A 25329-nucleotide genomic window follows, 5' to 3' on the forward strand; every position below is an offset into this window, starting at 1 on the left:
GGCGGGCTCCTCAGCGCATCACGAAGGGATCGGGCACCGGCGCGTCCGAGGTGTTGATCCAGACCGACTTGGTGCGGGTGTATTCGAGTACCGCCTCGAAGCCGCCTTCGCGGCCCAGGCCGCTCAGGCCGTAGCCGCCGAAGGGCACGATGGGCGAGACCGCGCGGTAGGTGTTGACCCAGACGATGCCGGCGCGGATGCCGCGCACCAGCCGGTGGCCGCGCGCCAGATCGCGCGTGAACACGCCGGCGGCCAGGCCGAATTCGCTGTCGTTGGCCAGCCGCAGCGCCTCGTCCTCGGTGGCGAAGCCGAGCACGCTGAGCACCGGGCCGAACAGCTCCTGCGCGACGCAGGGCGTGCTGGCGCTGGCGCAGTCGAGGATGGTCGGCGGGTAGTAGTTGCCGGCGCCCGCCGGCGTGACGCCGCCGGTGACCAGCCGCGCGCCGGCATCGAGGCTGGCGGCCACCACCGTCTCGATGTGCTCGCGCTGGCGCCGGGTGGCGAGCGGGCCCATCTCGGTGGCCGGATCGGCCGGATCGCCGATGCGGATGGCACGGGCCCGGTCGGCCAGCCGCGCCAGCAGCCGTGCGCGCACGCCGTGCTGCACCAGCAGCCGCGAGCCGGCGACGCAGCTCTGGCCGCTGGCGGCAAAGATGCCGGCGACGATGGCATTGCAGACGCTGTCCACGTCCACATCGTCGAACACCAGCACCGGCGACTTGCCGCCCAGCTCCAGCGAGGTGACGGCGAGATTGGCGGCCGAGTTGCGCACGATATGGCGCGCGGTCTCGGGCCCGCCGGTGAAGGCGATGCGCGCCACCAGCGGATGGGCGGTGAGCGCCTGGCCGCAGTCGGCGCCAAAGCCGGTGAGGATGTTGACCACGCCGGGCGGAAAGCCGGCCTCATGCACCAGCCGGGCAAATTCCAGCAGCGGCGCCGGGCCTTCCTCCGATGCCTTGAGCACGATGCAGCAGCCAGCCGCGAGCGCCGGACCGATCTTGACCGCCGACAGAAAGAGCTGCGAATTCCACGGCACGATGGCCGCCACCACGCCGAGCGGCTCGCGGCGCAAAAACACTTCGAGATCGGGCTTGTCGACCGGCAGATGCGCGCCCTGGAGCTTGTCGGCGATGCCGGCGTAGTAGCGGTAATAGGCCGCCACATAGCCGATCTGGGCCCGCGTCTCGCGGATGATCTTGCCGGTATCGGCGGTCTCGAGTTCGGCCAGCCGGGGCGCCTGCTGCTCGACCAGATCGGCCAGCTTCCACAGCAGCCGGCCGCGCGCGCTGGCGGTCATGCGCGACCAGTCCGAGTCGACGAAGGCGCGATGCGCGGCACGCACGGCGCGGTCCACGTCGCCGGCGCTGGCGGCGGGCATGCTCGCCCACACCTCGCCGGTGGCCGGGTTGACCGAATCGAAGCGCGCGCTGCCGGCGTCGAAGGCGCCGTCGATGTACTGGCTGAAATGCTTCATCGCCGATTCCCCTTTCAACAGCGTTCGAAGGCCGGAGCCACGTCGTCGATGAAGCGCTGCAGGTTGCGCGCCTTGCGCTCGAAGCTCATCGCGTTGTCGATCCAGAAGCTGTACTGGTCGTAGCCGAGCGCCTCGTACTTTTTCAGGCGCTCGATCACCTGGGCCGGCGTGCCGATGACCAGGTTGTCGCGCAGCCGCTCGGGCGCGAACTGCGGGCAGGCGGCGATGTCCTCGGGCCGCAGCGGCTCGATGAAGGCCTGGCCGATCGGGCGCTCCTGCTTCACCCATTTCCAGAAGGTGCAGTACCAGCGGCACAGGTCATCGGCGGCAGCTGCCAGCTCGGCCTCGTCGCCGACGAAGGTGTGCATCAGCATCATGATTTCCGGCGTCGGCACTTCGGGATGGTTGGCGCAGGCGGCACGGAAGCGCTCCATCAGCGAAGCGACTTCGGCATCGCCCGAGGCCAGCGAGGTGACCTGCACATTGCAGCCCTGGCCCACGGCAAAGTCGTGCGAATGCGGATCGCGCGCGGCGACCCACAGCGGCGGGCCGGGCTGCTGCACCGGGCGCGGCACGGCGGTGGTGACGGGGAACTTCCAGAACTCGCCGTCATGGGCGTAGTCGCCCGCGAACAGGCCCTTGAGCGCCGGCACCATCTCGCGCATGTGGGCGCCGGCGGTCATCGCATCCAGCCCCGGAAACAGCCGCGCGTACTCGAACAGATAGGCGCCGCGCGCAATGCCCAGATCGAGCCGGCCGCCGCTCGCCAGATCGGCGAAACCGGCCTCGCCGGCCAGCTTGACCGGATGCCAGAACGGCGCGATCACCGTGCCGGTGCCGAGGCGGATGCGCTCGGTGCGCGCCGCCAGATAGGTGAGATGGGCGAAGGGATTGGGCGCGATGGTGAATTCCATGCCGTGGTGCTCGCCGATCCACACCGTCTCGAAGCCGCCGCGCTCGGCCATCAGCACGAGTTCGGTCATCTCGTCGAACAGTTCGCGCATCGGCTTGCGCGCGTCATAGCGTTCCATCTGGAGGAACAGCGAGAACTTCATGTCGGTCGTCCTGGGTTGGGATTGCGGTGGGCCGGCGCGACGCGTCAGGCCGCGCGGGGCAGCGCTGCGAGCGCCGCGTAGGCGCCCCGGCAATAGGCCAGCGGTGCCGGCTCGGCATGACCGTGCTCCACCACCTGACCGATGAGAATCAGGTGATCGCCGGCCTCCACGGTGGAATGCGTCAGGCACTCGAAGAAGGCCGAGGCACCGGCGATCAGCGGCAGGCCGGTGCGGCCGTCCTGCCAGTCGCAGCTGCCAAAGCGGTCAGCCTGGCGCGAGGCGAACAGGTTCGACACCTCGGTCTGGCCGTCGGCCAGCACGCTGATCGCGAAGCGCGGCGCGCCGGCAAACGCGTCGAAGCTCGCCGCGCCGCGCGCGATGCAGACCAGCACCAGACGCGGTTCAAGCGATACGGACGTGAAGGAGCTGGCGGTAAAGCCACGCGGCTGGCCATCGGCAGTGCGCGTGGTGACCACGGTGACGCCACTGGGAAAGCTGGCCAGCGCCTTCTTGTAGCTGGCGAGGTCGGGAGCGGGAGTGTTCATTCGGCCTCCGCGGGCTGGGCCCGGTCGGTGGATGCAAGGGATTGCAGGAAGGCGCGCAGCTCGGCATTGACCGGGCCGGGCGAGGCCATGCTCATCATGTGGCGCTCGCCGGGCAGCACCACGGCGCGCGCGCCGGGCACCAGGGCCGCCATCGCCTGCGACATCGCCGGCGAGGAATTGGGATCGAGCTCGCCGGTCATGAACAGCGCCGGCGGCCTGAGGCCGGGCAGCCGGTCGGCATGGGCCGCGTCGGCGCTGGCGAACAGCCGGTAGGTGCGCGCATAGCCGTCGCGGTTCACGCCGCGCAGCAGCGCACCGGCCAGGGCCGCCGTGGCTTGCAGCGGCGCCGGCACCGGCGCGCCGAACCAGCGCGCGAGCGTGCCGTCGACGCTGGCCGGGCTGCCGATGTCGTCGAGCGACTCGGCCCGCGCCAGCACCGCCGCGCGCTGCTGCGGCGTGCGATGAAACACCGCGTTGAGCGCGGTCACGCTCAGGCAGCGCGCCGGCCAGCCGAGCGCGAACTCCAGCGCGACCAGCGCGCCCATCGAATGGCCGACCACATGCGCCGCCGGCAGACCCAGCTCGTCGAGCAGGTCGCGCAGCTGGCGGGCGTAGTCGGCCAGCGCCGGCTGCTCGGGCGGCAGCGGGCTGTCGCCGTGGCCGAGCATGTCGTAGACGATCACGCGATGGTCGCGCGCGAATTCGGCCAGCTGCGGCGCCCAGACGGCGCGACTCATGCCGACGCCGTGGATGAAGACCAGCGGCGTGCCGGCACCGGTCGCCGACCAGGCGGTGTGGCCGGGGGCCGGGGGATGCGACTCAAGCCTCATTGCTGCCCAGTTCCTTGAGGTCCTGGTAGCGGTCGCCGATGCGGTGATGCGGCCGGCCGCCGATCGAGGCGCCGAGCGCGATCACCACTTCATCGGGCGCCGGCGCATCGACGATCGAGAACTGGATCGTCAGGTAGTGCGAACGCATGCCTTCGTCGGCCTTGTGCATCAGCGGAATCGCGATCGGGCAGGCCGGGCCGCCGCGCACATTGGTGAAGGCCAGATAGCTGCGCGCGCCGACCGCCTTGCGGTAGTGGTTGCCGAACCGCAGCGTGTGGATCAGCGCCGAGGCGTGCTCGATCTCGCCGGCGGTACCGACGATGGCGGCCTTGCCATAGCCCTCGACCGCGTCGCCGCCGCCGGCCATGCGCAGGATTTCCGCGGTGAGCAGCTCGCCGAGCTGGGGCGCGAGCGCCTGGATCTCGGGCTTGAGGTCGTCGACATAGCCGCGACCGGCCCAGGGATTGGTCAGCACCGCCGCCGCCGCGAACAGCCGCAAGGGCTGGGCGGCGGCCTTGCCGCCCTCGATCAGGGTGTCTTCGGTGTAGGTGACCAACTTGCGCATCTGAAGCTTCATTCGAGCATCTCCGGTTCAACTCGTTGCGAAAAGATTAACGACGAGATGATGGTATGCCAAGAAAAATATGCACGCAAAATTCTGGTGCATCGGCTGCATCTTGTTGGTACCGAAAACTGCCTCCAACCGGTGCAATCGGCGTAATTATGCGATTTTCATGCCTGTTAAAGCCAGTTTTTGGCGGTTTTTAGGCGCTTCTTCGCCGTCAAATCGCCAAAACCTGCCGTTCGGCCAATCTGGCATTCAGCCGCGACATTTCGTTGCATCTGCTTTGTGTGCTGGCATACCATGAATTTTCAGGTGACCGTTCCGGCACCTTGGCGCGAGCCGTCACGGCCCGCGCCCCTTCCCCAAAGCATTCGCAAACGCCTCCAGGAGTCCCCATGTTCAGCGCGCACAAGGCCGTCTTCGCCGGCCTGATCGGTCTCGGCATCGCCACCCTTCCCGGCCTCGCGGCGGCCGAGAACTATTCGGAAAGCGCCGTCTCGCTCGGCTATTCGTGGAACGACAAGCCCGACTGGGTCACCGGCACCGGCAGCACGTCGAAGGAGCGCGCGACGCTGCGGCTGGAGCACTACGGCAGCAACGTCATCGGCGACAACTACTTCTCGCTCGACATCTACAACTCGGATGCGCGGCTCGGCAGCCCCGACAACGGCTCGGGCTCGAAGAACGAAAACTTCTTCACCTGGAATGCGCACTACAGCGGCTCGAAGATCACGGGCAGCAAGCTGGAGTTCGGGCCGATCAGCGATGTGGCGCTGATGTCGCGCGTCATCAGCTCCAGCTACGACAAGTACCGCCAGGGCGCGCTGGGGCTGTCGCTGTACTGGAAGGTGCCGGGTCTCTCGACGCTGGAAACCTCGGTGCTGCGGTTTCGCGACGATGGCGACACGCCCGACACCTATGGCTGGGGCACGCTGTGGCGCACCTACTACTACGCACCGTTCCAGGCCTTTGGCCTGAACTGGATGACCGACGGCTATCTGCACTTCAAGCAGGACAAGGCGAAGAACCGCCTGTACTTCGAGCCGCAGATCTATGCGTCGTTCGGGCCCAAGGACGCGCTGGCGCTGGGCCTGCGGCTGGAGTTCGACAAGGTGACCGGCAAGGCCACGCTCGACGGCCAGCACGACTCGCGCTTCACGACCAGCGTCGTGGGCAAGTGGACTTTCTGAGGCTGGCGCTCAGATCAGCACGTCGGCGCGCAGCGTGAGCTGCTTGCCGGCGACGGTCCAGACGGTGAAGGGCACGTAGAGCGCCCGGCCGAGCGCGCCGTCGATCGACCGGCGCTCATGCGCGATGGCGAAGGGCGTGTCGCTGCCGTCCTCGAACACGATCTCGACCACGGCGTCGGGCGCCTCGGCGCTCGGCTCGATGGTCACGCTGCGGCTGCTGCGCATCTCGGCCAGCGCGCCCTCGTAGGCGGGCGGCACGAACAGCCGGAAGCCGTCGTCGCGATTGCTGAGCAGGCAGCGCTGCGGATCGAAACGCTGCGGCGGCCAGACGGGCGCGGCGACGGCGGGCAGGTCGAGCATGGCGGTGGCTGGGGGCACGGAATCACTCCTGGCGGGCGGCAACTCGGACGGCCGGCGGCAGGCGGCGCCGGTTCTGTCTGGCTATCGGCAGACCGGCCCGAAACTCAAGGTTTGCCGCCCATCACGGCGCCGGATTGGGCCAGCGCGCGTGAATGCCGTCGAGCGCGGCGAGCAGATCGTCGGGCAGCACGATGTCCACGCTCTCAATGTCGGCGCGCAGCTGCTCGAGCGTGGTCGCGCCGATGATGTTGGCGGTCACGAAATCGCGGCTGTTGACGTAGGCCAGCGCACCCTGCGCCGGATCGATGCCGGCAAGCCGGAACGCCTTCACGTACTCGTAGGCGGCGCGCTCGGTGTTCTCGCTGCTGTAGCGCTGGAAGCGGTCGAACAGCGACAGCCGCGCGCCGGCCGGCTTCTGGCCGCCGAGGTACTTGCCGCTCAGCACGCCAAAGCCCAGCGGCGAATAGGCCAGCAGCCCGACCTGCTCGCGGATCGCCATCTCGGCCAGGCCGACCTCGAAGCTGCGGTTCAGCAGGCTGTACGGATTCTGGATGCCGACCACGCGCGCCAGCCCGGCGGCTTCGGCATGGCGCAGAAACTGGCTCAGGCCCCAGGGCGTCTCGTTGCTCAGGCCGATGTGGCGGATCTTGCCGGCGCGCACCAGCTCGTCGAGCGCTTGCAGCGTCTCCAGGATGGGAACCGTGTCTTCCTCGGCCACATGGGTGTAGCCGAGCTGGCCGAAGAAATTGGTGCTGCGATCCGGCCAGTGCAGCTGGTAGAGGTCGACGTAATCGGTGCGCAGCCGCTTGAGGCTGTCGTTCAGCGCTTCATTCAGGTTGACGCGCGTGAAATTGGTGCGCCCGCCGCGGATGTGCGACGGCCGCGCCGGGCCTTTGGTGGGGCCAGCCGGCGCGCGCGTGGGGCCGGCGGCCTTGGTCGCCAGCACGATGCCGGCGCGCCTTGCCGGATTGGCGGCCAGCCAGCTGCCGATGTACTGCTCGGTGCGGCCCTGCGTCTCGGCGCGCGGCGGCACCGGATACATCTCGGCGGTGTCGATGAAGTTCACGCCGAGGTCGAGCGCCAGCTCGATCTGCGCATGCGCCTCGGCTTCGGTGTTCTGCTCGCCCCAGGTCATGCTGCCGAGGGCGATGAGGCTCACGTCGAGGTCGGTACGGCCGAGTTTCCGGAATTTCAAGACAGGCTCCTTCGGTTGCGCGACAGCGCTTGCCGGCGCGCGGATTTGGCTTCACGGTGCGCGACCCTGCCATGACAGCGGCATCGCATGCAAAGCCGCGCAGCCTCCTCCCCTCGCATCGAAGCCCATGAATTTCGCATCACGCCTGTCTGCATTCGTTCTCGGCGCCGGCCTTGCCTGCGCTTCTTCCGCCGCGCTCGCCTGGGGCGGCGACGGCCATCGCACGGTCGGCGCGCTGGCCGACCGGCTGCTCGAAGGCAGCCGCGCCGGCGCCCAGGTGGCCACCCTCCTCGGCGGCGGGCTCAGGCTCGAAGACGCCGCCGTCTGGGCCGACTGCGCCAAGGGCGTCGAGCGCGACGGCTACGGCTACCGCTACGGCAGCCAGGGCAAGTACCGCGACTGCGCCCGCTTCGAGACCACGCGCGGCGAAGCCGAGATGGTCGACTTCGTGCGCCGCAACGACGACAACTGCCGCCGCGAGCCCGGCGACGAGACCTGCCACAAGCAGTACCACTACGCCGACGTGGCGCTGCAACGCCGCGCCTATGCGCTCGGCCGCGTCGGCACCAGCGACGTGGACGTGGTCAGCGCCACCACCGCCGCGATCCGCGTGCTGCAAGGGCGGCCCGCGCCCTGGCCGTTCAGCATCCGCGACCGGCGCGAGGCGCTGCTGCTGCTCGCGCACTACGTCGGCGACATCCACCAGCCGCTGCATGTGGGCGCGCTCTATCTCGACCAGAACGGCCGCCGCGTCGATCCCGACAACGACGGCTTCGACCGCCGCAGCGAAACGCGCGGCGGCAACGAGATCCGCGTGCTGCGCGACAACGGCCGCGACGGCCCCAATCTGCATGCGCTCTGGGACGACCTGCCGGCCGCGCTCAAGCCGCACAACATCGATGCCGGCTGGGTCGCCGCCGCGCGCCGCGTCAAGCCGAGCGACGGCCCGCTCGACGACTGGGCCGCGCAATGGGCCAGCCAGTCGCTCGGCCAGGCGCGGCGAGGGCTCAAGGATCTCGATTTCTCGCCGAAGACCGAAGGTCGCTGGCAGACCCGGCTGCCGGCCGACTACCGCGACAGCATCGACGACATCAAGCAGACCCAGCTGACGCTGGCCGGCGCCCGGCTGGCCCAGGTGCTGAAGGCCATCTGGCCCTGATCCGGCGTCGATGGGCGGCGCACCGCCGGTAACAAACTGACGCATTCAAGAATCACTGCCGTGACAAGCAATTACCTAGAATGAACGCTCATTCAGTCATTGCCGGCAGCCTCCTGCCGGGACTTCTCATTCCTTGCGCGAGGGCTTCATGCTCAGTTCAACTCACAAGAAACTCCTGCCGCTGGCCCTGCTTGCCGGACTGATGGCCGGCTGCGGCCAGGGTGGCGACGCCGGTCAGGCGCATGCCGGCGGCCCGGGCGGGCCCCGCGGTCCGGCGGCGGTCGGCACCATCACCGTGGCGGCGCGGCCGGTCGCGCTCAGCACCGAGCTGCCCGGCCGCACCGCCGCCTTCCAGGTCGCCGAAGTGCGGCCGCAGGTCGGCGGCATCGTGCGCGAGCGGCTGTTCAAGGAAGGCGCCGAGGTCAAGGCCGGCGCGCCGCTGTACCAGATCGATCCGCGCAGCTATCAGGCCAGCTACGACAGCGCCCTCGCCGCGCTCAAGCGTGCCGAAGCCACCGCCGAATCGGCCCGGCTCACCGCCGCACGCAACCGCGAGCTGGGCAAGATCGACGCCGTGAGCACCCAGACGGTCGAGGACTCGACCGCCGCCCTCGCCCAGGCCGAAGCCGACGTGGCGGCCCAGCGCGCCGCCGTGCAGACCGCGCGCATCAATCTCGACTACACCCGCGTGACCGCGCCGATCGGCGGCCGCATCGGCCGCTCCAGCTTCACGCCGGGCGCGCTGGTCACCGCCGGTCAGGCCGATGCGCTGGCCACGGTGCAGCAGCTCGATCCGATCTATGTCGATGTCACGCAGTCGAGCGCCGACCTGCTCAAGCTGCGCCGCGCGCTGGCCGCCGGCCAGCTCAAGAGCGCCGGCGCCGATCAGGCCGCAGTGCGGCTCAAGCTCGAAGACGGCAGCGATTACGGCATCGAGGGCAAGCTCGAATTCAGCGAGGTGAGCGTCGATCCGGCGACCGGCGCGGTCACGCTGCGCGCGGTCTTCCCCAATCCGAAGCACGAGCTGCTGCCCGGCATGTATGTGCGAGCCCAGGTGGCGCAGGGCACGAATGCCGACGCGATCACCGTGCCGCAGCGCGCCGTGAGCCGCACGCCGCGCGGCGAGGCCCAGGTGCTGCTGGTGGGCGCCGACGGCAAGGTCGAGGCGCGCGTCATCGCGGTCGCGCGCACGGTCGGCGACAGCTGGCTGGTGACCGACGGCCTCAAGCCGGGCGAGAAGGTCATCGTCGAGGGCCTGCAGAAGGTCGGGCCCGGCGCACCTGCCCAGGCCAGCGACGTGACGGCGCAATTCGATCCGCAGGGCGCTGCCGCCAAGCCCGCCGACAAGCTCGCCGCCGCGCCGCAAGCCGCCGCCGCGCGCTGAGAACGGGAGCCATCACATGTCCCGCTTCTTCATCGACCGGCCGATCTTTGCCTGGGTGCTCGCCATCGTGGTGATGCTGGCCGGCGCGCTGGCGATCCGCAGCCTGCCGATCGCCCAGTACCCGAGCATCGCGCCGCCCTCGGTCAGCATCACCGCCACCTATCCGGGCGCCTCGGCCAAGACGCTGGAAGACACCGTCACCCAGATCATCGAGCAGCGCATGAAGGGCATCGACGGCCTGCGCTACATGAGCTCGACCAGCGACGGCGCCGGCCAGGCCAGCATCACCCTCACCTTCGACGCCGGCACCGATCCCGACATCGCCCAGGTGCAGGTGCAGAACAAGCTGCAACTGGCCACGCCGCTGCTGCCGCAGGAAGTGCAGCGCCAGGGCGTGCAGGTGACCAAGGCCACGTCCAGCTTCCTGATGGTGGTCGGCTTCGTGTCGGAAAACGACAGCATGACCGACACCGACATCGGCGATTACGTCGCCGCCACGCTGGTCGATCCGGTCAGCCGCGTGCCCGGCGTGGGCGAGGTGCAGCAGTTCGGCGCCCAGTACGCGATGCGCGTCTGGCTCGATCCGCTCAAGCTCGACAACTACAAGCTCACCGTCAGCGACGTGAGCGACGCCATCACCGCGCAGAACGCGCAGGTGTCGGCGGGTCAGATCGGCGGCGCGCCGGCACCGGCCGGTACCGCGCTCAACGCCACCATCACCGCGCAGACGCGCTTGCAGACCGCCGAGCAGTTCGAGCAGATCGTGCTGCGCACCGCCACCGGCGGCGCTACCGTGCGGCTCAAGGACGTGGCGCGCATCGAGATCGGCGCCGAGAGCTACAACGTGATCGCGCGTTTCAACGGCAAGCCGGCGGCGGGCGTGGGCATCAAGCTCGCCACCGGCGCCAATGCGCTCAGTACCGCCTCGGCCATCCGCGCCGAGATGGACCGGCTCGGCAAGAACTTTCCGGCCGGCATGAAGGCCGTCTTCCCCTACGACACCACGCCCTTCGTGCAGGTGTCGATCCACGAGGTGGTCAAGACGCTGATCGAGGCCGTGGTGCTGGTGTTCCTGGTCATGTACCTGTTCCTGCAGAACTTCCGCGCCACGCTCATTCCGACGATCGCGGTGCCGGTGGTGCTGCTGGGCACCTTTGCCGTGATGCTGGGCCTCGGCTTCACGATCAACACGCTGACCATGTTCGGCATGGTGCTGGCCATCGGCCTGCTGGTCGACGACGCCATCGTGGTGGTGGAAAATGTCGAGCGGGTGATGAGCGAGGAAGGTCTGTCGCCCAAGGAAGCCACGCGCAAGTCGATGGGCCAGATCACCGGCGCGCTGATCGGCATCGCGCTGGTGCTGAGCGCCGTGTTCGTGCCGATGGCCTTCTTCGGCGGCTCGGTCGGCGTCATCTACCGCCAGTTCTCGATCACCATCGTCGCGTCGATGCTGCTGTCGGTGCTGGTGGCGGTGATCCTCACGCCGGCGCTGTGCGCCACGCTGCTCAAGCCGATCGCCAAGGGTCATCACGCGGCCGACAGCGGCTTCTTCGGCTGGTTCAACCGCAAGTTCGACGCGGCCACCAACGGCTACACCGGCTGGGTCGCCGGCATCATCAAGCGCAGCCTGCGCTGGATGGTGGTCTACGGCGCCATCGTGGTGGGCATGGGCTTCCTGTTCCTGCGCCTGCCCACGGCCTTTCTGCCCGACGAGGACCAGGGCGTGCTGTTCTCGCTGGTGCAACTGCCGGCCGGCGCCACGCAGGAGCGCACGCTCGGCGTCATCAAGCAGGTCGAGCAGCAGTTCATGGGCGAGAAGGAAGCGGTCAGCTCGGTGTTCACCGTGGTCGGCTTCTCGTTCGCCGGCCAGGGCCAGAACACCGGCATGGCCTTCATCAACATGAACGACTGGAGCCAGCGCAAGCGCCCCGACCTGAGCGTGACCGCCGTGGCCGGCCGCGCGATGGGCGCCTTCAGCCAGATCCGCGATGCGATGGCGTTTGCCTTCGCGCCGCCGGCGGTGGTGGAGCTGGGCAATGCCAGCGGCTTCGACATGTTCCTGCAGGACCAGACCGGCGTCGGTCACGACAAGCTGATGGAAGCCCGCAACATGCTGCTGGGCATGGCCGCGCAGGACAAGCGCCTGATGGCGGTGCGCCCCAACGGCCAGGACGACACGCCGCAGTTCCGCGTCGACATCGACGCGGCCCGCGCCGGCGCGCTGGGCCTGAGCATGGCCGACATCAACACCACGCTCAGCACCGCCTGGGGCAGCAGCTACGTCAACGACTTCATCGACCGTGGCCGCGTCAAGCGCGTGTACCTGCAAGCCGATGCGCCCTATCGCGTGGTGCCGGAAGACATCGACCGCTGGCGCGTGCGCAATTCGGCCGGCGAGATGGTGCCGTTCAGCAGCTTCTCCACCTCGCACTGGGATTACGGCTCGCCGCGCCTGGAGCGCTACAACGGGCTGCCGGCGGTCAACATCCAGGGCAGCGCGGCGCCGGGCATCAGCTCGGGCGCGGCGATGGACGCGATGGAAGAACTCGCCGCCAAGCTGCCGCCGGGCGTGGGCATTGCGTGGACCGGGCTGTCGTATCAGGAACGGCTGTCGGGCTCGCAGGGGCCGGCGCTCTACGCGATCTCGCTGCTGGTGGTGTTTCTCTGTCTCGCGGCGCTGTACGAAAGCTGGTCGATCCCGTTCGCGGTGATGCTGGTGGTGCCGCTCGGCGTGCTGGGCGCGCTGCTCGCGGCCACCGGGCGCGGCATGTCGAACGACGTGTACTTCCAGGTCGGGCTGCTGACGACCATCGGGCTGTCGGCCAAGAACGCCATCCTCATCGTCGAGTTCGCCAAGGACCTGATGGAGCACGAAGGGCTGGCCGTGGTCGAGGCCACGCTCAAGGCGGTGCGCATGCGGCTGCGGCCGATTCTCATGACCTCGCTAGCCTTCGCGCTCGGCGTGCTGCCGCTCGCGATCGCCAGCGGCGCCGGTTCGGGCGCGCAGAACGCCATCGGCACCGGCGTGCTCGGCGGCATGCTCGCGGCCACCGTGCTCGGCGTCTTCTTCATCCCGCTGTTCTTCGTGGTGGTGCGGCGCGCCTTCGGCGGCAAGCCGAAGCCCGCGCACGACGAAGCCGGCACCGCGGCGCAACCCGTCAGCCAAGGCCAATGACCATGAACCACAAGCACAAGCTCGGCGGCCTGACCGCCCTGGTGGCCGCGCTGACGCTGGCCGGCTGCGCCAACCTCGCGCCCGACTACCAGCGCCCGGCGGCGCCGGTGGCACAGCAGTGGCCGACCCTGCCCGGCGACAGCCCGGCCGCGCCCTGGCGCACGACCGACGCCGCCGGCGCCGGCACCGTGGCGGCCGATCTCGGCTGGCGCGACTTCCTGGCCGACGACCGGCTGCGCGCCACGGTGGCGCTGGCGCTCGACAACAACCGCGACCTGCGCACCTCCGCCATCAACATCGACCGGGCCCGCGCGCTCTACCGGGTGCAGGACTCGCAGCGCTACCCGGCCCTCAGCGCGAACGGCGCCGGCAACAGCCGCCGCCTGCCGGCCGACCTGTCGGGCAGCGGCAGCGCCCTCATCAGCCGCAGCAACACCGTGACCGTCGGCGTGAGCGCCTGGGAGCTCGACTTCTGGGGCCGCCTCGCCAACCTGAGCGAGCAGGCGGCGCAGACCTATCTGGCCACCGAGGACGCGCTGCGCGCCAGCCGCATCAGCCTGGTCGCCGAGGTGTCGACCGCCTGGCTCACGCTCGCGGCCGACAGCGAGACGCTGCAACTCTCGGCCAACACCCTCGCCTCGCGCGAAGCCAGCCTCAAGCTCACGCAGGACAAGCTGCGGCTCGGCGCGGCCAGCGCGCTCGATGCGCAACAGGCGCGCGGCCTGGTCGAATCGGCGCGCGCCGATCTGCAGGCCGCCCGCACGCAGGTGGCGCAGGACCGCAATGCGCTGGTGCTGCTGACGGGCGCCGAGCTGCCGGCCGAGCTGCTGCCGGCCAATCTCGACCTCACGGTCACGCAACTGGCCGAGCTGCCGCCCGGCCTGCCGTCGGAAGTGCTGACGCGCCGGCCCGACGTGCGCCAGGCCGAGCGCACCCTGCTCGGCGCCAACGCCAGCATCGGCGCGGCGCGCGCGGCCTACTTCCCGAGCATCAGCCTGACCGCCGGCGCCGGCACCGCCAGCGCCGCGCTCGACGGGCTGTTCAAGGGCGGCTCGGGCTACTGGAGCTTTGCGCCCGGCATCGACCTGCCGATCTTCGACATGGGCCGGCGCAGCGCCAATCTGCGCGTGGCCGAGGCAGACCGCGATCTGGCCGTGGCCAGCTACGAGAAGGCGATCCAGTCGGCCTTCCGCGAAGTGGCCGATGCGCTCGCGCGCCGCGCCACCATCGACGCCGAGCTGGCCGGCCGCGAAGCCGCCGCCAATGCCAGCGCCGAGGCGCTGCGGCTGTCCGAGGCGCGCTACCGCCAAGGCGGCGCCGACTACCTCAGCGTGCTCGATGCGCAACGCTCGCTCTACACGGCGCAGCAGGCGCTGATCGCGGCCCGGCTGGCGCGCGCCGGCAATCTGGTCACGCTCTACAAGGTGCTGGGCGGCGGCTGGCGCGACGGCAACGCCGGCTGACGGCCGCCGGCGGGCGCGGATCGGCTAAGGTCCGCGCCCCTCACCTCAATCCAGGAGACGCCATGTCCAGCCCCGACGCCGACAGCGACCGGGCCCGGCTGCGCCGCAGCCAGATCCTCGACGCGGCGGCCGAATGCTTTCGGCGCCACGGCTTTCATGCGGCCAGCATCGCCCAGATCTCGAAGACCGCCGGCATGAGCGCCGGCCACATCTACAACTACTTCGAGAACAAGGAAGCCATCGTCGCGGCCATCGTCGAGCGCGGCCTGCACGACATGCAGGAAGTGCTGGCGCGCCTGACCGCCGCCGGCAATCTGCGCGAGGCCATGCTGGACGAGGTCGATCAGGCCATGACCGACTGCCTCGACGAGCGGGAAACCCGGCTGCAACTGGAGCTGTGCGCCGAGGCCGGCCGCAACGAGCGCGTGGCTGCGCTGGTGCGTGCCGCCGATGCGCATTCGATGACGCAATTCACGGCGCTGCTGCGGCTCACGCTCGGGCCCGAGCTGCCGCAGGCCGAGATCGACGGCCGGGTCGAGGCGATGGCGGCGCTGTTCGACGGCCTGACCATCCGCTCGGTGCGCAATCCCGGGCTCGACCGGGCGGCGCTGGCGGCCAGCATGCGACGCGCACTGACTGCGCTGCTCTCGCCCGACTGAGGACGGCAGGCGGCTGCATGCCGCGCCGGGCCGGTTGCATTCAGCCGGCGCGCTCGACCGCATGCAGCACGCCATCGCCGAGCGCGGCCCGGCCCTGGCGCAGCAGCAGCGGCCAGACGTTCTCGCCGGCCAGCCCGTCGAGCGCGAACCAGCGGAATTCCAGCCGCTTGTCCGTCTCGATGCCGGCGAACGGCCCGGTCTGCATCGCCAGCGCCGAATCGTCGGCCAGCGGCACCAGGTAGTGCAGCGCCAGCTCATGCAGCGGTCCGGCGGCGGTGTCGAAGAAGCCCTCGACCACATGCACCAGCCGCGCTGCGCCGACCGTGGCGCCCAGCTCCTCCAGCAGCTCGCGCCGCAGCGCCGCCTCGCTGTCCTCGCCCGGCTCGACCCGGCCGCCCGGCAGGGTCCAGAAATCGTCGCCGAGCGCGCGATGCAGCAGCACGCGGTCGCGGTTGACCAGGATGGCGGCAGCGCGCAGCTGGAAGGTGATGCCTTGGGTGGTGAAGTGGATCATCGGGCGCGAGGACGGGTTGGCGGGGCCGAATGATGCCGTCGGGTCTTGGGCGGCGGGAATGGGTGGCCGCGTACGCCTCGGTGCGCTCGGCCAGTACATGAAGCGCACCGACCCGGCGTTCTCGCCCAAGGCGCTGGGCCATTCCACGCTGTCGGACATGGTCCGCACCTACACCGACCTCGTGCTGACGCAGGCGAACGGCGCCTTCTGGGCCAGCGTCAGGCCGAAGGCCGAGACAACCGAGCCGACCAGCGCCAGCTAGTCCTGCCGATCCACGTCTGCGCTACGCGGTGCCTCATGCAAGTTCGCGGCTGGCCGGGGTGGCGGCAATCCACGCCTCAAGCGTCCGGCGATAACGCATGCCGGCCGCCGCCAGCTCGGCATCGTCGAGCCGGCCGGCGCCGTACAGCACGAAGGGCTCGGCATAGGCCAGCCCGCAGCGGCGCGCGGTGGCCGCGAACGGCAGCAGCAACTGGTCGAGCGCGAAGCCGTTCACGCCGTCGGCGCAATACGCCTCGGGCACGTTGCCGGCCGTGACCGCCAGCCGCAGCGCCCGGCCCGCGAGCCGCGCGCCCTCCTCGGCGCGCACATAGAACATCCGCGTCAGCACCTCGTCCTGCCAGGCGCGCAGCAAGGCCGGCGCGCTGTACCACTGCAACGGAAACTGGAGCACGACGCGGTCGGCCGCGAGCAGCCGCGCGACCGCGCGGTCGGCATCGATCCGGCCGTCGGGACAGTCGGCCGCCATGTCGACCACGCTCGCGCCGTCGATGCCGGCGGCGGCGTTCATCAACGCCCGGTTGGCGCGCGAGTCGGCAAGGCGCGGATGGAAGACGAGGACGAGCGTGCTGGACATGGCGGTTTCCTGGCGAAGGCCCCCGGCGGACGCGGCGCGAAATGCGTGCATCCCGAAGGCGCAGCCCATGCTCGCGGTGGCCACGTCATCGGTCCAATGGATTGCATGGATATGAAATCATCGAGCGCATGAATCTCCGCTCGATCGACCTCAATTTGCTGGTGGTGCTCGACGCGCTGCTCGACGAAGCCCATGTCACGCGCGCGGCCGACCGGCTGGCGCTGTCCCAGCCCGCCACCAGCGCCGCGCTCGAACGCTGCCGGGCGCTGTTCGACGACCTGCTGCTGGTGCGCAACGGCGCGCGCATGACGCTCACGCCACGCGCGCAGGCATTGCGCGCGCCGGTGAAGGAGGCGCTGGCCGCCGTGCAGCAGCTGCTCGATCCGGCGCCGCCGAGCCTGCAAGCCCTTGCGGCCACGGTGCGCATCGGGCTGGCCGATGCGCTGGTCGCGCGCCTGCTGCCGGCGCTGCTGGCGCGGCTGCAAGTCACGGCGCCGGGGCTGTGCATCGTCTGCCTGCCGTGGCAGGGCGGCGGCGATCTGCTGCGCCAGCTCGACGACGGCGGGCTCGATCTGGCGCTGTCGGTGCTGCCACCCGCCAGCGGCCGGCTGCGCCGGCTGGAGCTGCTGCACGAGCGCTATGTGGTGGCGATGCGGCGCGACCATCCGGCGGCGCGCGACTTCGGGCTCGACGCCTGGCTCGCGCATCCGCATGTGCTGGTGTCGAGCCACGGCGACACGCGCGGCGCGCTCGACGATGCGCTGCTGGCCAGCGGCCGCACGCGGCGCGTGGGTGCGGTGGTGCCGAGTTTTCTGGCCGCGCTGGCGCTGCTGGAACGCAGCGACCTGATCGGGCTGCTGCCGTCGCGCTGCCTGGGCGCGAGCGAGGCCGACCGCTTCGCGAGCTTTGCGCCGCCGCTGCCGGTGGACGGCTTTGCGCTGGCACTGGCCTGGCATGCGCGGCGCGACGGCGATGCCGCCGTGCAGCATGTGGCGACGCTATTGCGCGAGCTGCTCGCCGACCCGGCGCCGCTCAGCCCCTGATGTGCCGGTTGTAGGCCAGATAGACCCGGTCCTGCACCCAGCCGAGCGACTCGTACAGCGCCTGCGCCTTGAGATTGCTGCGCGCCGTGGTCAGGTCGAGCCGCGCGATGCCGTCGGCGCGCGCCTGCGCCTCGGCGGCCAGCAGCAGCGCGCGGCCCACGCCGGCGCGGCGCGCAGCCGGCTGCACGAACAAGTCGTAGAGCACGCGGATCGGCGCCGCCTCGATCGAGCAGAAGCCGGGATAGAGCTGGACGAAGCCGAGCGCCGCACCGTCGTCGGCGCGCGCCAGCAGCACGAGCGATTCGCCGCGCCGCATGCGCGCCTCGATGAAGCTGCGCGCGAGCGCCACGTCGGCGGGCTGCTCGTAGAACTGGCGGTAGGCGTCGAACAGCGCGGCGACGCAGTCGAGATCGGCGAGCGTGGCAGACGCGATCTGCATGCGTCAGGCGTCCTCGTGCCAGTCGATGTCCATCTGGCGCGCGGTGGCCAGCGCCAGGTCGCGGCCGGCGAGCCGCTCGACCAGATGCAGGCTCATGTCGATGCCGGCGGAGATGCCGGCCGAGCTGACGATGCTGCCCTCGTCGATCCAGCGCCGGCCTTCGCGCACGTCGAGGCCGGGGAACATGGCGCGCAGGTCGGCGATGTCTTCCCAGTGCGTGGTGCAGGCGCGGCCGGCCAGCAGCCCGGCGCGCGCGAGCAGAAAGGCGCCGGTGCAGACCGAGGCGGTGATGGCGGCGCCGGCAGCGATGCGGCGCAGCCAGTCGATGACCTCGGGGCGTTGCAGTTCGGTCGTGACCACGCCGCCCGGCACGATCAGCAGCTCGGCCGGCGGATGGCTGTCGAAGGTGGCGTCGGGCATCACGAACAGGCCGGCGCGGGCCTGCACCGGCCTGGGCTCGCGCGCCACGGTGTAGACGGTGAAGGGCTCGGGCGCGGCCGGATCGAGCTTGCGCGCGACCCGGGTGGCGGTGGTGAAGACCTCGTAGGGGCCGGCGAAGTCGAGCACTTCGACTTCGGGGAAGAGGTAGATCGCAACGGTGGTGGTCATGGGGCGCTTTGAGTGGCGAGGCGGGCCGGCTTCAATAGCGCAATTCCGCCGGCTTGCGCATGGCGGACAGCATGACCGGGCCATGCGGCATTACCGAGCGGGAAGTTTTTGGCGCTTTGCGGGATATCTGGGTCGCATAATTACCGCTCGGTAATCAATGGCGAGGATCAGCCTCATGAGCAGCGAAAACTTACCGCTCGGGAATGCCGCAACCGAGCTGGTCGTGCGCTCCGCCGCCGAAGTGGGCGACGCCGTCCGCAGCCAGCGCAAGCGGCTCGCGCTCACCCAGGCCGACATCGCCGGGCTGGGCGGGATCGGCAACCGCTTTCTTGTCGAGCTGGAGAACGGCAAGCCCACGGTCCAGCTGCAAAAGGTGCTCGACGTGATGGACCTGCTCGGGCTTGAGCTGGTGCTGCGGCCGCGCACGCCGCGCCTGCCGTGAGCCGCGCCATGCGTCCCGACCGGCTCGACGTGTATTGCGGCGACGACCTTGTCGGCAGCCTCGCCGATGCCGCGCCGCTGGTCTTCGAGTACGCGCCCGGCTGGCTTGCCCGGCCCGCGCCGTGGCCGCTCGCCGCCATTCCGCTCATGGTGGGGCCGCAGGCGTCGGCGGCGGTGCAGGCCTGCTTCGAGAACCTGCTGCCCGAGGGCGAGCTGCGCGCCTATCTCGCCGACCAGCGCCACGCCTCGACGCTGTTCTCGCTGCTGCTTGAAGTGGCGGGCGATACCGCCGGTGGCTTTGTCCTGCTGCCCGGCGGCCAGACGCCCCAGCCGCCGAGCTACGAGGCCACGAGCTGGGCCGCGCTTGCCGAGCGCCTGCGCAGTGGCCCGGCCGCCGCGCTCGACCTGATGGGCGACAACGCGCGCATTTCGCTGGCTGGCGCGCAGGACAAGACCGGCATCGCGCTGTTCGACGACGGCCTGCCGCGCCTGCCGCTCGGCACCTCGCCGTCCACGCACATCCTCAAGCCCGACATCCGCCGGCTCGACAAGGTGTGGGCCTCGGCTGCCAACGAAACCCTGGTGATGCGCGCCGCCGCGCATTGCGGGCTGCCGACCGCGGAGGTGTTCTTCGAGCCGGCGACCCATGCCTGCGTCGTGCGCCGCTTCGACCGGATTGCGCTGGCCGACGGCCGCCTGGGCCGGCTGCGCCAGTACGACTTCTGCCAGCTCAGCGGCACGGTCTCGGACCGCAAGTACGAGAAGGAAGGCGGCCCGGGAATCGTTGCCTGCGCCGACCTCATTCGCCGGTACAGCTCGCAACCGGCCGTCGATCTGCGGCGGCTGGTCGAGTGGATCGTGTTCAACCTGTGCGTGGGCAACAACGACAGCCACGCCAAGAACCTGTCGCTCTACATCGCCGCCGACCGCCGAACCACGCTCACGCCGTTCTACGACCTGATGTGCACGCAGCTCTATCCGGGGCTGTCGAAGGAGTTCGCGTTTGCGGTCGGCGGCAGGCTGCTGCCCGGCGAGATCGGCCGGCCCGAGCTGGAAGCGATGGCGCGCGAGCTGGGCATGAAACCGGCATTCGTCGTCAGGCTCGCGGCGGCGATGGCGCAGCGGGTGCCGGCGGCAATGGCTCAGGCGGTGGCGCAGATTGCGCCGCAGTTGTCGCCCACCGAGCGGGTGCTCGCCGAGCGCCTGCAAGCCTTTGCGAGCGGGACTGCGCGCAAGCTGGCGGCGCGGCTGGCCGCCTGAATCTGTCGTGGCTTGCGGCGGGCCGACAGGGTCCGGCCCGCCGCGCCGCAGCTCAATGCCCCGTCACCCCCGCCGGCACGCCCAGCCCCTGATCCGGCCGCGCCGCCTGCTTGACCAGCAGCGCCGCCATCGCGATCACGCCCGGAATCGCCAGCAGCGTGAACGTGGGCCCAAAGCCGAGCTGCTGCCGCTGCGCCTCGGCCACGAGGAACGACCCGGCAATGCCGCCGAAGCGCCCGATGCCGAGCATCCAGGCCACGCCGGTCGCGCGGCCCTGCGTCGGGTAGAAGGCCGCCGCCAGCGCCGGCAGCGACGATTGCGCGGTGTTCATCAGCGTGCCGGCCACGAACACCACCACCACCAGCGTGGCGACGCTGCCGACCGACTGGCCGATGCCCCAGATCGCCACCGCCGTCAGGCCAAAGCCGATGGCAATGATGCGGTTGGGATTGAAGCGGTCCATCAGCCAGCCAAAGGCCACCGCGCCCACGCCGCCGAGCGGGAACAGCGCCGCGATCAGCGTGGCGTCCTTGGGCGCAAGGCCGGCGTCCTTGAACAGGATCGGCATCCAGTTGATGAGCGCATAGAAGATGACCAGCCCCATGAAATAGGCCAGCCACAGCATCGCCGAGCCGACCCGATAGGCCGGCGACAGCACCACGCCGGCGCCGCTCCTGGCGTCGGTGGCGGGCGCCTTCTCGCTCAGCACGAAGCTGGCAGCATTCGCGGCCTCGGCCGACACGCGGGCCAGCACCGCGCGAATGCGCTCGACCGGCCGGCCCTTGGCGACCAGGTAGCGCACCGACTCCGGCAGCATCAGCAGCATCGCCGCCACCAGCAGCAGCGGTGCGATGCCGCCGAGCACCAGCACGCTGCGCCAGCCCCAGATCGGGATCATCCAGGCCGCCAGAAAACCGCCGAAAGCCGCGCCAAGCGGGAAGCCGCAGAACATGGCGTTGGTCAGCGTCGAGCGGCGCTGGCCGGGGCAGAACTCGCTCATCAGCGTGACCGCGTTGGGCATGGCGGCGCCCAGGCCAAGACCCGTGACGAAGCGGAACGCGGTCAGCGCGCCGAGGTCGCCTGCCTGCGACGACGCCGCGCAGGCAATGCCGAACAGCGCGACCGAGCCGATCAGCACCGCGCGCCGGCCGAAGCGGTCGGCCAGCGGCCCGGCCGACAGCGCGCCGGCCGCCAGCCCGAACAGCGCGGCGCTGAGCACCGGCGCCAGCGCCGGCTTGGTCACGCCCCATTCCTTGATGAGCGAGGGCGCGATGTAGCCGATGGCGGCGGTGTCGAAGCCGTCGAGCAGCACGACGAGGAAGCAGAGCGCGAACACGCCCCACTGGAACGGGGAAAACGGATGGCGATCCAGGAAGTCCTGGACATCGACCCGGGCGGAAATGGTCATGGCGCTGTCTCGGTGGTTGTCACGGTGCGCATGCGATGTGCGCGTCGCCGCAGTCTTGGCAGCCGGATGGGTGGCGACCATGCACAAGTCGAACAGGAAACTTCAACGATCGAACATCGAGGGTTGTCCCCGTGCGGTGACCGGACGCTGTGTGCGATCTGCGGACGAGCGTCCCGCGCCTCGACCGGCGCGCCCGGCAGGGCTGCGCCGCCCGCCTCAGCCGGCGCGCGCCACGCCGACCAGCGCCTGCACCGCCGGCGAGGTCGGGCCCTCGGTGCGCAGCAGCAGCCCGACCGGCTCCTTGCTCGGGATGGCGAACGGCAGCGCCACCGCCTCGCCCAGCTCGATGGCGCGGCGCGCGGCACTGCTGGCGGTGAACCACAGATGGCCGGCATCGCGCACCAGCGCCAGCGCGAGCGAATCGGCCAGCGTCTCGACCAGTCCGCCGGCCGGCGTGACGCCGAGCCGCGCAAAGAAGCTGTCGGCCGAATGGCGCAGCAGCGTGTCGGGCGGCGCCAGCACCAGCGGATGCTCGCCAAGCGAGGCCGGATCGGCCGCGAGCGTGGTCAGCACCGGATGGCCGGGCGCGGCGACCAGCAGCATGTTCTCGGCGAACAGCGGCTCGAAGATCAGGCCGAACATGCGCGCCGGATCGGCGAGCCGGCCGATCACCACATCGAGTTCGCGCCGGCGCAGCCGGTCGAGCAGCGCGTCGTTGGCATCGGTGATGACGCGCACCGTGGCATGCGGCCGCTCGGCGCGCAGGCCGGCGAGCAGACGCGCGACGAAGGTGGAGGCGAGCGTCGGCAGCGCGCCGAGCAGCAGCGGCGCATCCTCGTCGGCGCGGCCGAGCGCATCGATGGCGAGCTGGAGCGCGCCGGTGCTGGCCTCGGCATGGCGCAGGAAGATCGCGCCCTCGGGCGTCAATTTGGCGCCGTGGCGGCCCCTGTCGAGCAGCTTGACGCCGAGGGTTTCCTCAAGCTCGTTGAGGGTCTTGGTGACGGCCGGCTGGCTGATCGCCAGCGCCTCGGCGGCATTGCCGAGATGGCCGTGCCGCACCACCGTCAGAAAGCATTGCAGCTGCCTGAGCCGCAGCCGGCCGAGGATGGGATCGTGACGCGCCATGAAATGCAGCCGGGGATTGCCGAGGCGGCGATCATCGACCGGCGGCGTCGATCTCCGCAAACACCGCCTCGGCCAGATGGATGGCGCCGTTGGCGGCCGGCAGGCCGGCATAGAGCGCGGTGTGCATCAGCAGCTCCTTCAGCTCGTCGCGCGTGACGCCGTTGTTGAAGCAGGCGCGCAGATGCATCTTCAGCTCGTCCTCGCGGTTGAGCGCGACCAGCATCGCGATGGTCACGAGGCTGCGCGTGTGCTTCGGCAGCCCCGGCCGCGACCAGATCTCGCCCCAGGCGTAGCGGGTGATGAAGTCCTGGAACTCCTCGTTGAAGCCGTTGCGCCTGGTGAGCGTGCGGTCGACATGGGCATCGCCGAGCACGCCGCGGCGCGTGGTCATACCCTGGTCGTAGCGGTCGCGTTCGTCCATCGTGGTCTCCGGTCAGGCGCGCAGGAAGGCGTCGAGCGCGCGGTTGAAGTCGTCGGCGGCCTCGATGGCCGACAGGTGCGAGGCCGGCAGCGCCACCAGTTGCGCACCGGGCACGCGGGCAGCGATGAACTCGGCATCGGCCACGGTCGTGACCGGATCGGCGCTGCCGGCAATCACCAGCGTGGGCACGGCGATGTGGTCGAGGTGCTCGCGCAGATCGGCGAGGGCCAGGGCTTCGCAGCATTGCGCGTAACCCTCGGCATCGGTGCCGGCGAGCTGGGCGATGGTCTTGGCGATCACCGCGTCGCCGCTCGCGACGAAGCCTTCGGTAAACCAGCGGCCGGTGGCGCTGGCCGCGACCGGCGCCATGCCCTGCTCGCGCACCAGTGCGGCGCGCGCGGCCCAGCCGCTGGCCTCGCCGATCTTGGCGGCGGTGTTGCAGACCACCAGCTTGTCCAGGCGCTGGCGGGCATTCACGCCGAGCCATTGCCCGGTGATGCCGCCCATCGAGATGCCGACGAAGCTCGCGCGTGCGATGCCGAGCGCGTCGAGCAGCGCGACGACATCGCCACCCAGATCGGCGAGCGACGTGCCGCCGGCGGTCGCCGACTGGCCGTGGCCGCGCGTGTCGTAGCGCAGCACGCGCCACTGGCCGGCGAGCGCCGCCGCCTGCGCATCCCACATGTCGAGCGTGGTGCCGAGCGAGTTGGAGAACACGACGACCGGCGCACCGGCCGGGCCGTCGAGCCGGTAGTGCAGGCGCAGGCCCGCGTGATCGATGAAGGGCATGTCGTTGTCCGTTGAAAGTCAGAGATCGCGCTTGCCGTCCTGGGCCAGCGCGCGCGCCACGAAGGCGTCGGCCGAGCCGAGATAGCCGCAGGGGTCGAACAGCGCATCGAGCTGTTCTGGCGTGAGACGGGCGGCGATGAAATCGTCGGCGCCGAGCACCTCGCGCAGATGGCGGCCCTCGGCGACCGCCTGCTTGCAGGCGTGCTCGACGCGCTCATGCGCCGCGAGCCGGCCGAGCTGAGCGCCGAGCGCCATCATCACCGCCTCGGCCATGACCAGGCCGCGCGTGATGTCGATGTTGGCGCGCATGCGGGCGGTGTCCACTTCGAGGCCGGCCACGGTCTCGCAGCAGCGCGACAGCGCGCCGCCGGCAAGTTGCAGCAGCTCGGCCAGCGGCTGCCATTCGGCATGCCAGCCGCCCAGGCCGCGTTCATGCTCCTGCACCATCGCCGCATACAGCCCAGCCACCAGCGCCGGCGCGCGATTAGCCGCATGCAGCACCACCGCCGCACCGACCGGATTGCGCTTGTGCGGCATGGTCGATGACCCGCCCTTGCCTTCCGCAGCCGGCTCGAACACCTCGCCGATTTCGGTCTGCATCAGTAGCGACCAGTCGCGCGCCAGCTTGCCGAGCGTGCCGGTCAGCAGCGCAGCGAAGCCGGCCACCTCGACCACGCGGTCGCGCTGGCCATGCCAGGGCAGCGCCGCCACGCCCAGGCCCAGCTCGCTCGCGAGCCGGTCGGCCACCAGCGCGCCCTGCTCGCCCAGCGAGGCCAGCGTGCCGGCTGCGCCGCCGAACTGCGCCACCAGCACGCGCGGCCGCAGCTCGGCCAGCCGTTCGCGATGGCGCAACAGCGCGTCGTGCCAGCCCGCGACCTTCAGCCCGAAGGTGGTCGGCAGCGCCTGTTGCAGCCAGGTGCGGCCCATCATCGGCGTGGCGCGATGGGCGCGCGCCAGCTGCGCGGTGGCATCGAGCAGGCGCAGCAGATCGGCGTCGAGCAGGTCGAGCGCCGCGCGCAGTTGCAGCACCAGGCCGGTGTCGATCACGTCCTGGCTGGTCGCGCCCCAGTGCACGAAGCGCGCGGCCTCGGCATCGGCGGCCTTGACCTTGGCGGTGAGCGCCTTGACCAGCGGGATGGCCACATTGCCGGCCAGCCCGGCCGCGCGGCCGATCGCGTCGAGGTCGAACCACGCGGCATCGCAATGCGCCGCGATGGCCGCCGCCGCGCCGGCCGGGATGACGCCCACCGCCGCCTCGGCGCGCGCCAGCGCCGCCTCCACATCGAGCATGCGCTGGAAGGTCGTGCGGTCGCTGAACAGTTCGGCGAAGCGGTCGGTGGTGAACAGCGGGTCGTACAGCAGGCTCATGG

General features: G+C 70.5%; 26 protein-coding genes. 10 read left to right on the forward strand and 16 right to left on the reverse strand.

Annotated features, from left to right (window positions below; all coding sequences use genetic code 11):
- Positions 1-10: 10 nt before the first annotated feature.
- From B9P64_RS30530 to B9P64_RS30510, 5 genes are read right to left on the reverse strand one after another with little or no spacing between them, the layout of a single operon-like run.
- Positions 11-1474: an aldehyde dehydrogenase gene (locus tag B9P64_RS30530; RefSeq protein WP_085315447.1), complete on the reverse strand. Its 1464-nt coding sequence runs from the start codon at positions 1472-1474 to the stop codon at positions 11-13.
- 14 nt (positions 1475-1488) lie between these two features.
- Positions 1489-2529: an LLM class flavin-dependent oxidoreductase gene (locus B9P64_RS30525; RefSeq protein WP_085315446.1), complete on the reverse strand. Its 1041-nt coding sequence runs from the start codon at positions 2527-2529 to the stop codon at positions 1489-1491.
- A gap of 44 nt (positions 2530-2573) precedes the next feature.
- Positions 2574-3074 (reverse strand): flavin reductase family protein, encoded by a 501-nt coding sequence (locus B9P64_RS30520; RefSeq protein ID WP_085315445.1) that lies wholly within the window; start codon positions 3072-3074, stop codon positions 2574-2576.
- Complete coding sequence (locus B9P64_RS30515; protein WP_085315444.1) at positions 3071-3904, reverse strand: alpha/beta fold hydrolase; 834 nt, start codon at positions 3902-3904, stop codon at positions 3071-3073. Before B9P64_RS30515 ends, B9P64_RS30520 begins: the two co-directional genes overlap by 4 nt.
- Positions 3894-4481 (reverse strand): amino acid synthesis family protein, encoded by a 588-nt coding sequence (locus B9P64_RS30510; protein WP_085315443.1) that lies wholly within the window; start codon positions 4479-4481, stop codon positions 3894-3896. The genes B9P64_RS30515 and B9P64_RS30510 overlap by 11 nt, the downstream gene beginning before the upstream one ends.
- 383 nt (positions 4482-4864) lie before the next feature.
- Between B9P64_RS30510 and B9P64_RS30505 the strand changes: the two genes are divergently transcribed.
- Positions 4865-5659, forward strand: coding sequence for a hypothetical protein (locus tag B9P64_RS30505; protein ID WP_085315442.1), 795 nt, complete (start codon positions 4865-4867; stop codon positions 5657-5659).
- 9 nt (positions 5660-5668) lie between these two features.
- On the opposite strand, the gene B9P64_RS30500 is transcribed toward B9P64_RS30505, so the two are convergent.
- Together B9P64_RS30500 and B9P64_RS30495 are read right to left on the reverse strand one after the other, a co-directional pair.
- Positions 5669-6037 (reverse strand): hypothetical protein, encoded by a 369-nt coding sequence (locus tag B9P64_RS30500; RefSeq protein ID WP_139826180.1) that lies wholly within the window; start codon positions 6035-6037, stop codon positions 5669-5671.
- A gap of 103 nt (positions 6038-6140) precedes the next feature.
- Positions 6141-7214 carry an NADP(H)-dependent aldo-keto reductase gene (locus tag B9P64_RS30495; protein ID WP_085315440.1) on the reverse strand — a complete coding sequence of 358 codons (1074 nt, stop codon included), beginning with the start codon at positions 7212-7214 and terminating at the stop codon, positions 6141-6143.
- 127 nt (positions 7215-7341) lie between these two features.
- Here B9P64_RS30495 and B9P64_RS30490 point away from each other — a divergent pair, with 127 nt between their 5' ends.
- The 5 genes from B9P64_RS30490 (at position 7342) to B9P64_RS30470 (ending at position 15054) form a co-directional block, all read left to right on the forward strand.
- Positions 7342-8373: a S1/P1 nuclease gene (locus B9P64_RS30490; RefSeq protein ID WP_139826179.1), complete on the forward strand. Its 1032-nt coding sequence runs from the start codon at positions 7342-7344 to the stop codon at positions 8371-8373.
- A gap of 148 nt (positions 8374-8521) precedes the next feature.
- Positions 8522-9757: an efflux RND transporter periplasmic adaptor subunit gene (locus B9P64_RS30485; RefSeq protein ID WP_085315471.1), complete on the forward strand. Its 1236-nt coding sequence runs from the start codon at positions 8522-8524 to the stop codon at positions 9755-9757.
- Between the two features lie 16 nt (positions 9758-9773).
- Positions 9774-12932 (forward strand): efflux RND transporter permease subunit, encoded by a 3159-nt coding sequence (locus B9P64_RS30480; protein WP_085315439.1) that lies wholly within the window; start codon positions 9774-9776, stop codon positions 12930-12932.
- A gap of 2 nt (positions 12933-12934) precedes the next feature.
- A complete protein-coding gene (locus tag B9P64_RS30475; protein WP_139826178.1) occupies positions 12935-14395 on the forward strand; it encodes an efflux transporter outer membrane subunit in 1461 nt (486 codons plus the stop codon).
- 62 nt (positions 14396-14457) lie between these two features.
- On the forward strand, positions 14458-15054 hold the full coding sequence (locus tag B9P64_RS30470; protein ID WP_085315437.1) for a TetR/AcrR family transcriptional regulator: 597 nt from the start codon (positions 14458-14460) through the stop codon (positions 15052-15054).
- Between the two features lie 40 nt (positions 15055-15094).
- Here B9P64_RS30470 and B9P64_RS30465 read toward each other — a convergent pair whose 3' ends face one another.
- The gene (locus B9P64_RS30465) at positions 15095-15568 is read right to left on the reverse strand and encodes an NUDIX hydrolase (protein WP_176256753.1); all 474 of its coding nucleotides are present in this window, start codon (positions 15566-15568) and stop codon (positions 15095-15097) included.
- Positions 15569-15626: 58 nt separating this feature from the next.
- Here B9P64_RS30465 and B9P64_RS30460 point away from each other — a divergent pair, with 58 nt between their 5' ends.
- Complete coding sequence (locus B9P64_RS30460; protein WP_235839910.1) at positions 15627-15830, forward strand: OST-HTH/LOTUS domain-containing protein; 204 nt, start codon at positions 15627-15629, stop codon at positions 15828-15830.
- Between the two features lie 33 nt (positions 15831-15863).
- Here B9P64_RS30460 and B9P64_RS30455 read toward each other — a convergent pair whose 3' ends face one another.
- A complete protein-coding gene (locus B9P64_RS30455; RefSeq protein ID WP_085315435.1) occupies positions 15864-16424 on the reverse strand; it encodes an NAD(P)H-dependent oxidoreductase in 561 nt (186 codons plus the stop codon).
- A 128-nt stretch (positions 16425-16552) separates the two neighbouring features.
- On the opposite strand from B9P64_RS30455, the gene B9P64_RS30450 reads away from it, so the two are divergent.
- Positions 16553-17467 (forward strand): LysR family transcriptional regulator, encoded by a 915-nt coding sequence (locus B9P64_RS30450; RefSeq protein WP_085315434.1) that lies wholly within the window; start codon positions 16553-16555, stop codon positions 17465-17467.
- Here the strand turns inward: B9P64_RS30450 and B9P64_RS30445 are convergent.
- Positions 17457-17906 carry a GNAT family N-acetyltransferase gene (locus tag B9P64_RS30445; protein ID WP_085315433.1) on the reverse strand — a complete coding sequence of 150 codons (450 nt, stop codon included), beginning with the start codon at positions 17904-17906 and terminating at the stop codon, positions 17457-17459. The genes B9P64_RS30450 and B9P64_RS30445 overlap by 11 nt on opposite strands.
- A gap of 3 nt (positions 17907-17909) precedes the next feature.
- A complete protein-coding gene (locus tag B9P64_RS30440) occupies positions 17910-18515 on the reverse strand; it encodes a DJ-1/PfpI family protein (protein ID WP_085315432.1) in 606 nt (201 codons plus the stop codon).
- A gap of 175 nt (positions 18516-18690) precedes the next feature.
- Between B9P64_RS30440 and B9P64_RS30435 the strand changes: the two genes are divergently transcribed.
- The gene (locus B9P64_RS30435; protein ID WP_085315431.1) at positions 18691-18957 is read left to right on the forward strand and encodes a helix-turn-helix transcriptional regulator; all 267 of its coding nucleotides are present in this window, start codon (positions 18691-18693) and stop codon (positions 18955-18957) included.
- 8 nt (positions 18958-18965) lie between these two features.
- On the forward strand, positions 18966-20216 hold the full coding sequence (locus B9P64_RS30430) for a type II toxin-antitoxin system HipA family toxin (protein ID WP_085315430.1): 1251 nt from the start codon (positions 18966-18968) through the stop codon (positions 20214-20216).
- A 52-nt stretch (positions 20217-20268) separates the two neighbouring features.
- Here the strand turns inward: B9P64_RS30430 and B9P64_RS30425 are convergent, their stop codons facing one another.
- The 5 genes from B9P64_RS30425 to B9P64_RS30405 all read right to left on the reverse strand — a co-directional run bounded on the left by B9P64_RS30425 (position 20269) and on the right by B9P64_RS30405 (position 25327).
- Positions 20269-21624 carry an MFS transporter gene (locus B9P64_RS30425; RefSeq protein WP_085315469.1) on the reverse strand — a complete coding sequence of 452 codons (1356 nt, stop codon included), beginning with the start codon at positions 21622-21624 and terminating at the stop codon, positions 20269-20271.
- Between the two features lie 216 nt (positions 21625-21840).
- Positions 21841-22749: a LysR substrate-binding domain-containing protein gene (locus B9P64_RS30420; RefSeq protein ID WP_176256752.1), complete on the reverse strand. Its 909-nt coding sequence runs from the start codon at positions 22747-22749 to the stop codon at positions 21841-21843.
- A gap of 31 nt (positions 22750-22780) precedes the next feature.
- Positions 22781-23170, reverse strand: a complete 390-nt coding sequence (pcaC, locus tag B9P64_RS30415) for a 4-carboxymuconolactone decarboxylase (RefSeq protein ID WP_085315428.1) — start codon at positions 23168-23170, stop codon at positions 22781-22783.
- 12 nt (positions 23171-23182) lie between these two features.
- Positions 23183-23959, reverse strand: a complete 777-nt coding sequence (gene pcaD / locus B9P64_RS30410) for a 3-oxoadipate enol-lactonase (protein WP_085315427.1) — start codon at positions 23957-23959, stop codon at positions 23183-23185.
- Positions 23960-23977: 18 nt separating this feature from the next.
- A complete protein-coding gene (locus B9P64_RS30405; protein ID WP_085315426.1) occupies positions 23978-25327 on the reverse strand; it encodes a 3-carboxy-cis,cis-muconate cycloisomerase in 1350 nt (449 codons plus the stop codon).
- Positions 25328-25329 lie beyond the last annotated feature (2 nt).

Source organism: Derxia lacustris, from assembly GCF_002105195.1.
GTDB lineage: Bacteria > Pseudomonadota > Gammaproteobacteria > Burkholderiales > Burkholderiaceae_E > Derxia > Derxia lacustris.

Coding starts and splice junctions, on each gene's coding strand:
- B9P64_RS30530 (WP_085315447.1), bottom strand. CDS start 1,474: ATGAAGCATTTCAGCCAGTACATCGACGGCGCCTTCGACGCCGGCAGC.
- B9P64_RS30525 (WP_085315446.1), bottom strand. CDS start 2,529: ATGAAGTTCTCGCTGTTCCTCCAGATGGAACGCTATGACGCGCGCAAG.
- B9P64_RS30520 (WP_085315445.1), bottom strand. CDS start 3,074: ATGAACACTCCCGCTCCCGACCTCGCCAGCTACAAGAAGGCGCTGGCC.
- B9P64_RS30515 (WP_085315444.1), bottom strand. CDS start 3,904: ATGAGGCTTGAGTCGCATCCCCCGGCCCCCGGCCACACCGCCTGGTCG.
- B9P64_RS30510 (WP_085315443.1), bottom strand. CDS start 4,481: ATGAAGCTTCAGATGCGCAAGTTGGTCACCTACACCGAAGACACCCTG.
- B9P64_RS30505 (WP_085315442.1), top strand. CDS start 4,865: ATGTTCAGCGCGCACAAGGCCGTCTTCGCCGGCCTGATCGGTCTCGGC.
- B9P64_RS30490 (WP_139826179.1), top strand. CDS start 7,342: ATGAATTTCGCATCACGCCTGTCTGCATTCGTTCTCGGCGCCGGCCTT.
- B9P64_RS30485 (WP_085315471.1), top strand. CDS start 8,522: ATGCTCAGTTCAACTCACAAGAAACTCCTGCCGCTGGCCCTGCTTGCC.
- B9P64_RS30480 (WP_085315439.1), top strand. CDS start 9,774: ATGTCCCGCTTCTTCATCGACCGGCCGATCTTTGCCTGGGTGCTCGCC.
- B9P64_RS30475 (WP_139826178.1), top strand. CDS start 12,935: ATGAACCACAAGCACAAGCTCGGCGGCCTGACCGCCCTGGTGGCCGCG.
- B9P64_RS30470 (WP_085315437.1), top strand. CDS start 14,458: ATGTCCAGCCCCGACGCCGACAGCGACCGGGCCCGGCTGCGCCGCAGC.
- B9P64_RS30465 (WP_176256753.1), bottom strand. CDS start 15,568: ATGATCCACTTCACCACCCAAGGCATCACCTTCCAGCTGCGCGCTGCC.
- B9P64_RS30460 (WP_235839910.1), top strand. CDS start 15,627: ATGGGTGGCCGCGTACGCCTCGGTGCGCTCGGCCAGTACATGAAGCGC.
- B9P64_RS30455 (WP_085315435.1), bottom strand. CDS start 16,424: ATGTCCAGCACGCTCGTCCTCGTCTTCCATCCGCGCCTTGCCGACTCG.
- B9P64_RS30450 (WP_085315434.1), top strand. CDS start 16,553: ATGAATCTCCGCTCGATCGACCTCAATTTGCTGGTGGTGCTCGACGCG.
- B9P64_RS30445 (WP_085315433.1), bottom strand. CDS start 17,906: ATGCAGATCGCGTCTGCCACGCTCGCCGATCTCGACTGCGTCGCCGCG.
- B9P64_RS30440 (WP_085315432.1), bottom strand. CDS start 18,515: ATGACCACCACCGTTGCGATCTACCTCTTCCCCGAAGTCGAAGTGCTC.
- B9P64_RS30435 (WP_085315431.1), top strand. CDS start 18,691: ATGAGCAGCGAAAACTTACCGCTCGGGAATGCCGCAACCGAGCTGGTC.
- B9P64_RS30430 (WP_085315430.1), top strand. CDS start 18,966: ATGCGTCCCGACCGGCTCGACGTGTATTGCGGCGACGACCTTGTCGGC.
- B9P64_RS30425 (WP_085315469.1), bottom strand. CDS start 21,624: ATGACCATTTCCGCCCGGGTCGATGTCCAGGACTTCCTGGATCGCCAT.
- B9P64_RS30420 (WP_176256752.1), bottom strand. CDS start 22,749: ATGGCGCGTCACGATCCCATCCTCGGCCGGCTGCGGCTCAGGCAGCTG.
- pcaC (WP_085315428.1), bottom strand. CDS start 23,170: ATGGACGAACGCGACCGCTACGACCAGGGTATGACCACGCGCCGCGGC.
- pcaD (WP_085315427.1), bottom strand. CDS start 23,959: ATGCCCTTCATCGATCACGCGGGCCTGCGCCTGCACTACCGGCTCGAC.
- B9P64_RS30405 (WP_085315426.1), bottom strand. CDS start 25,327: ATGAGCCTGCTGTACGACCCGCTGTTCACCACCGACCGCTTCGCCGAA.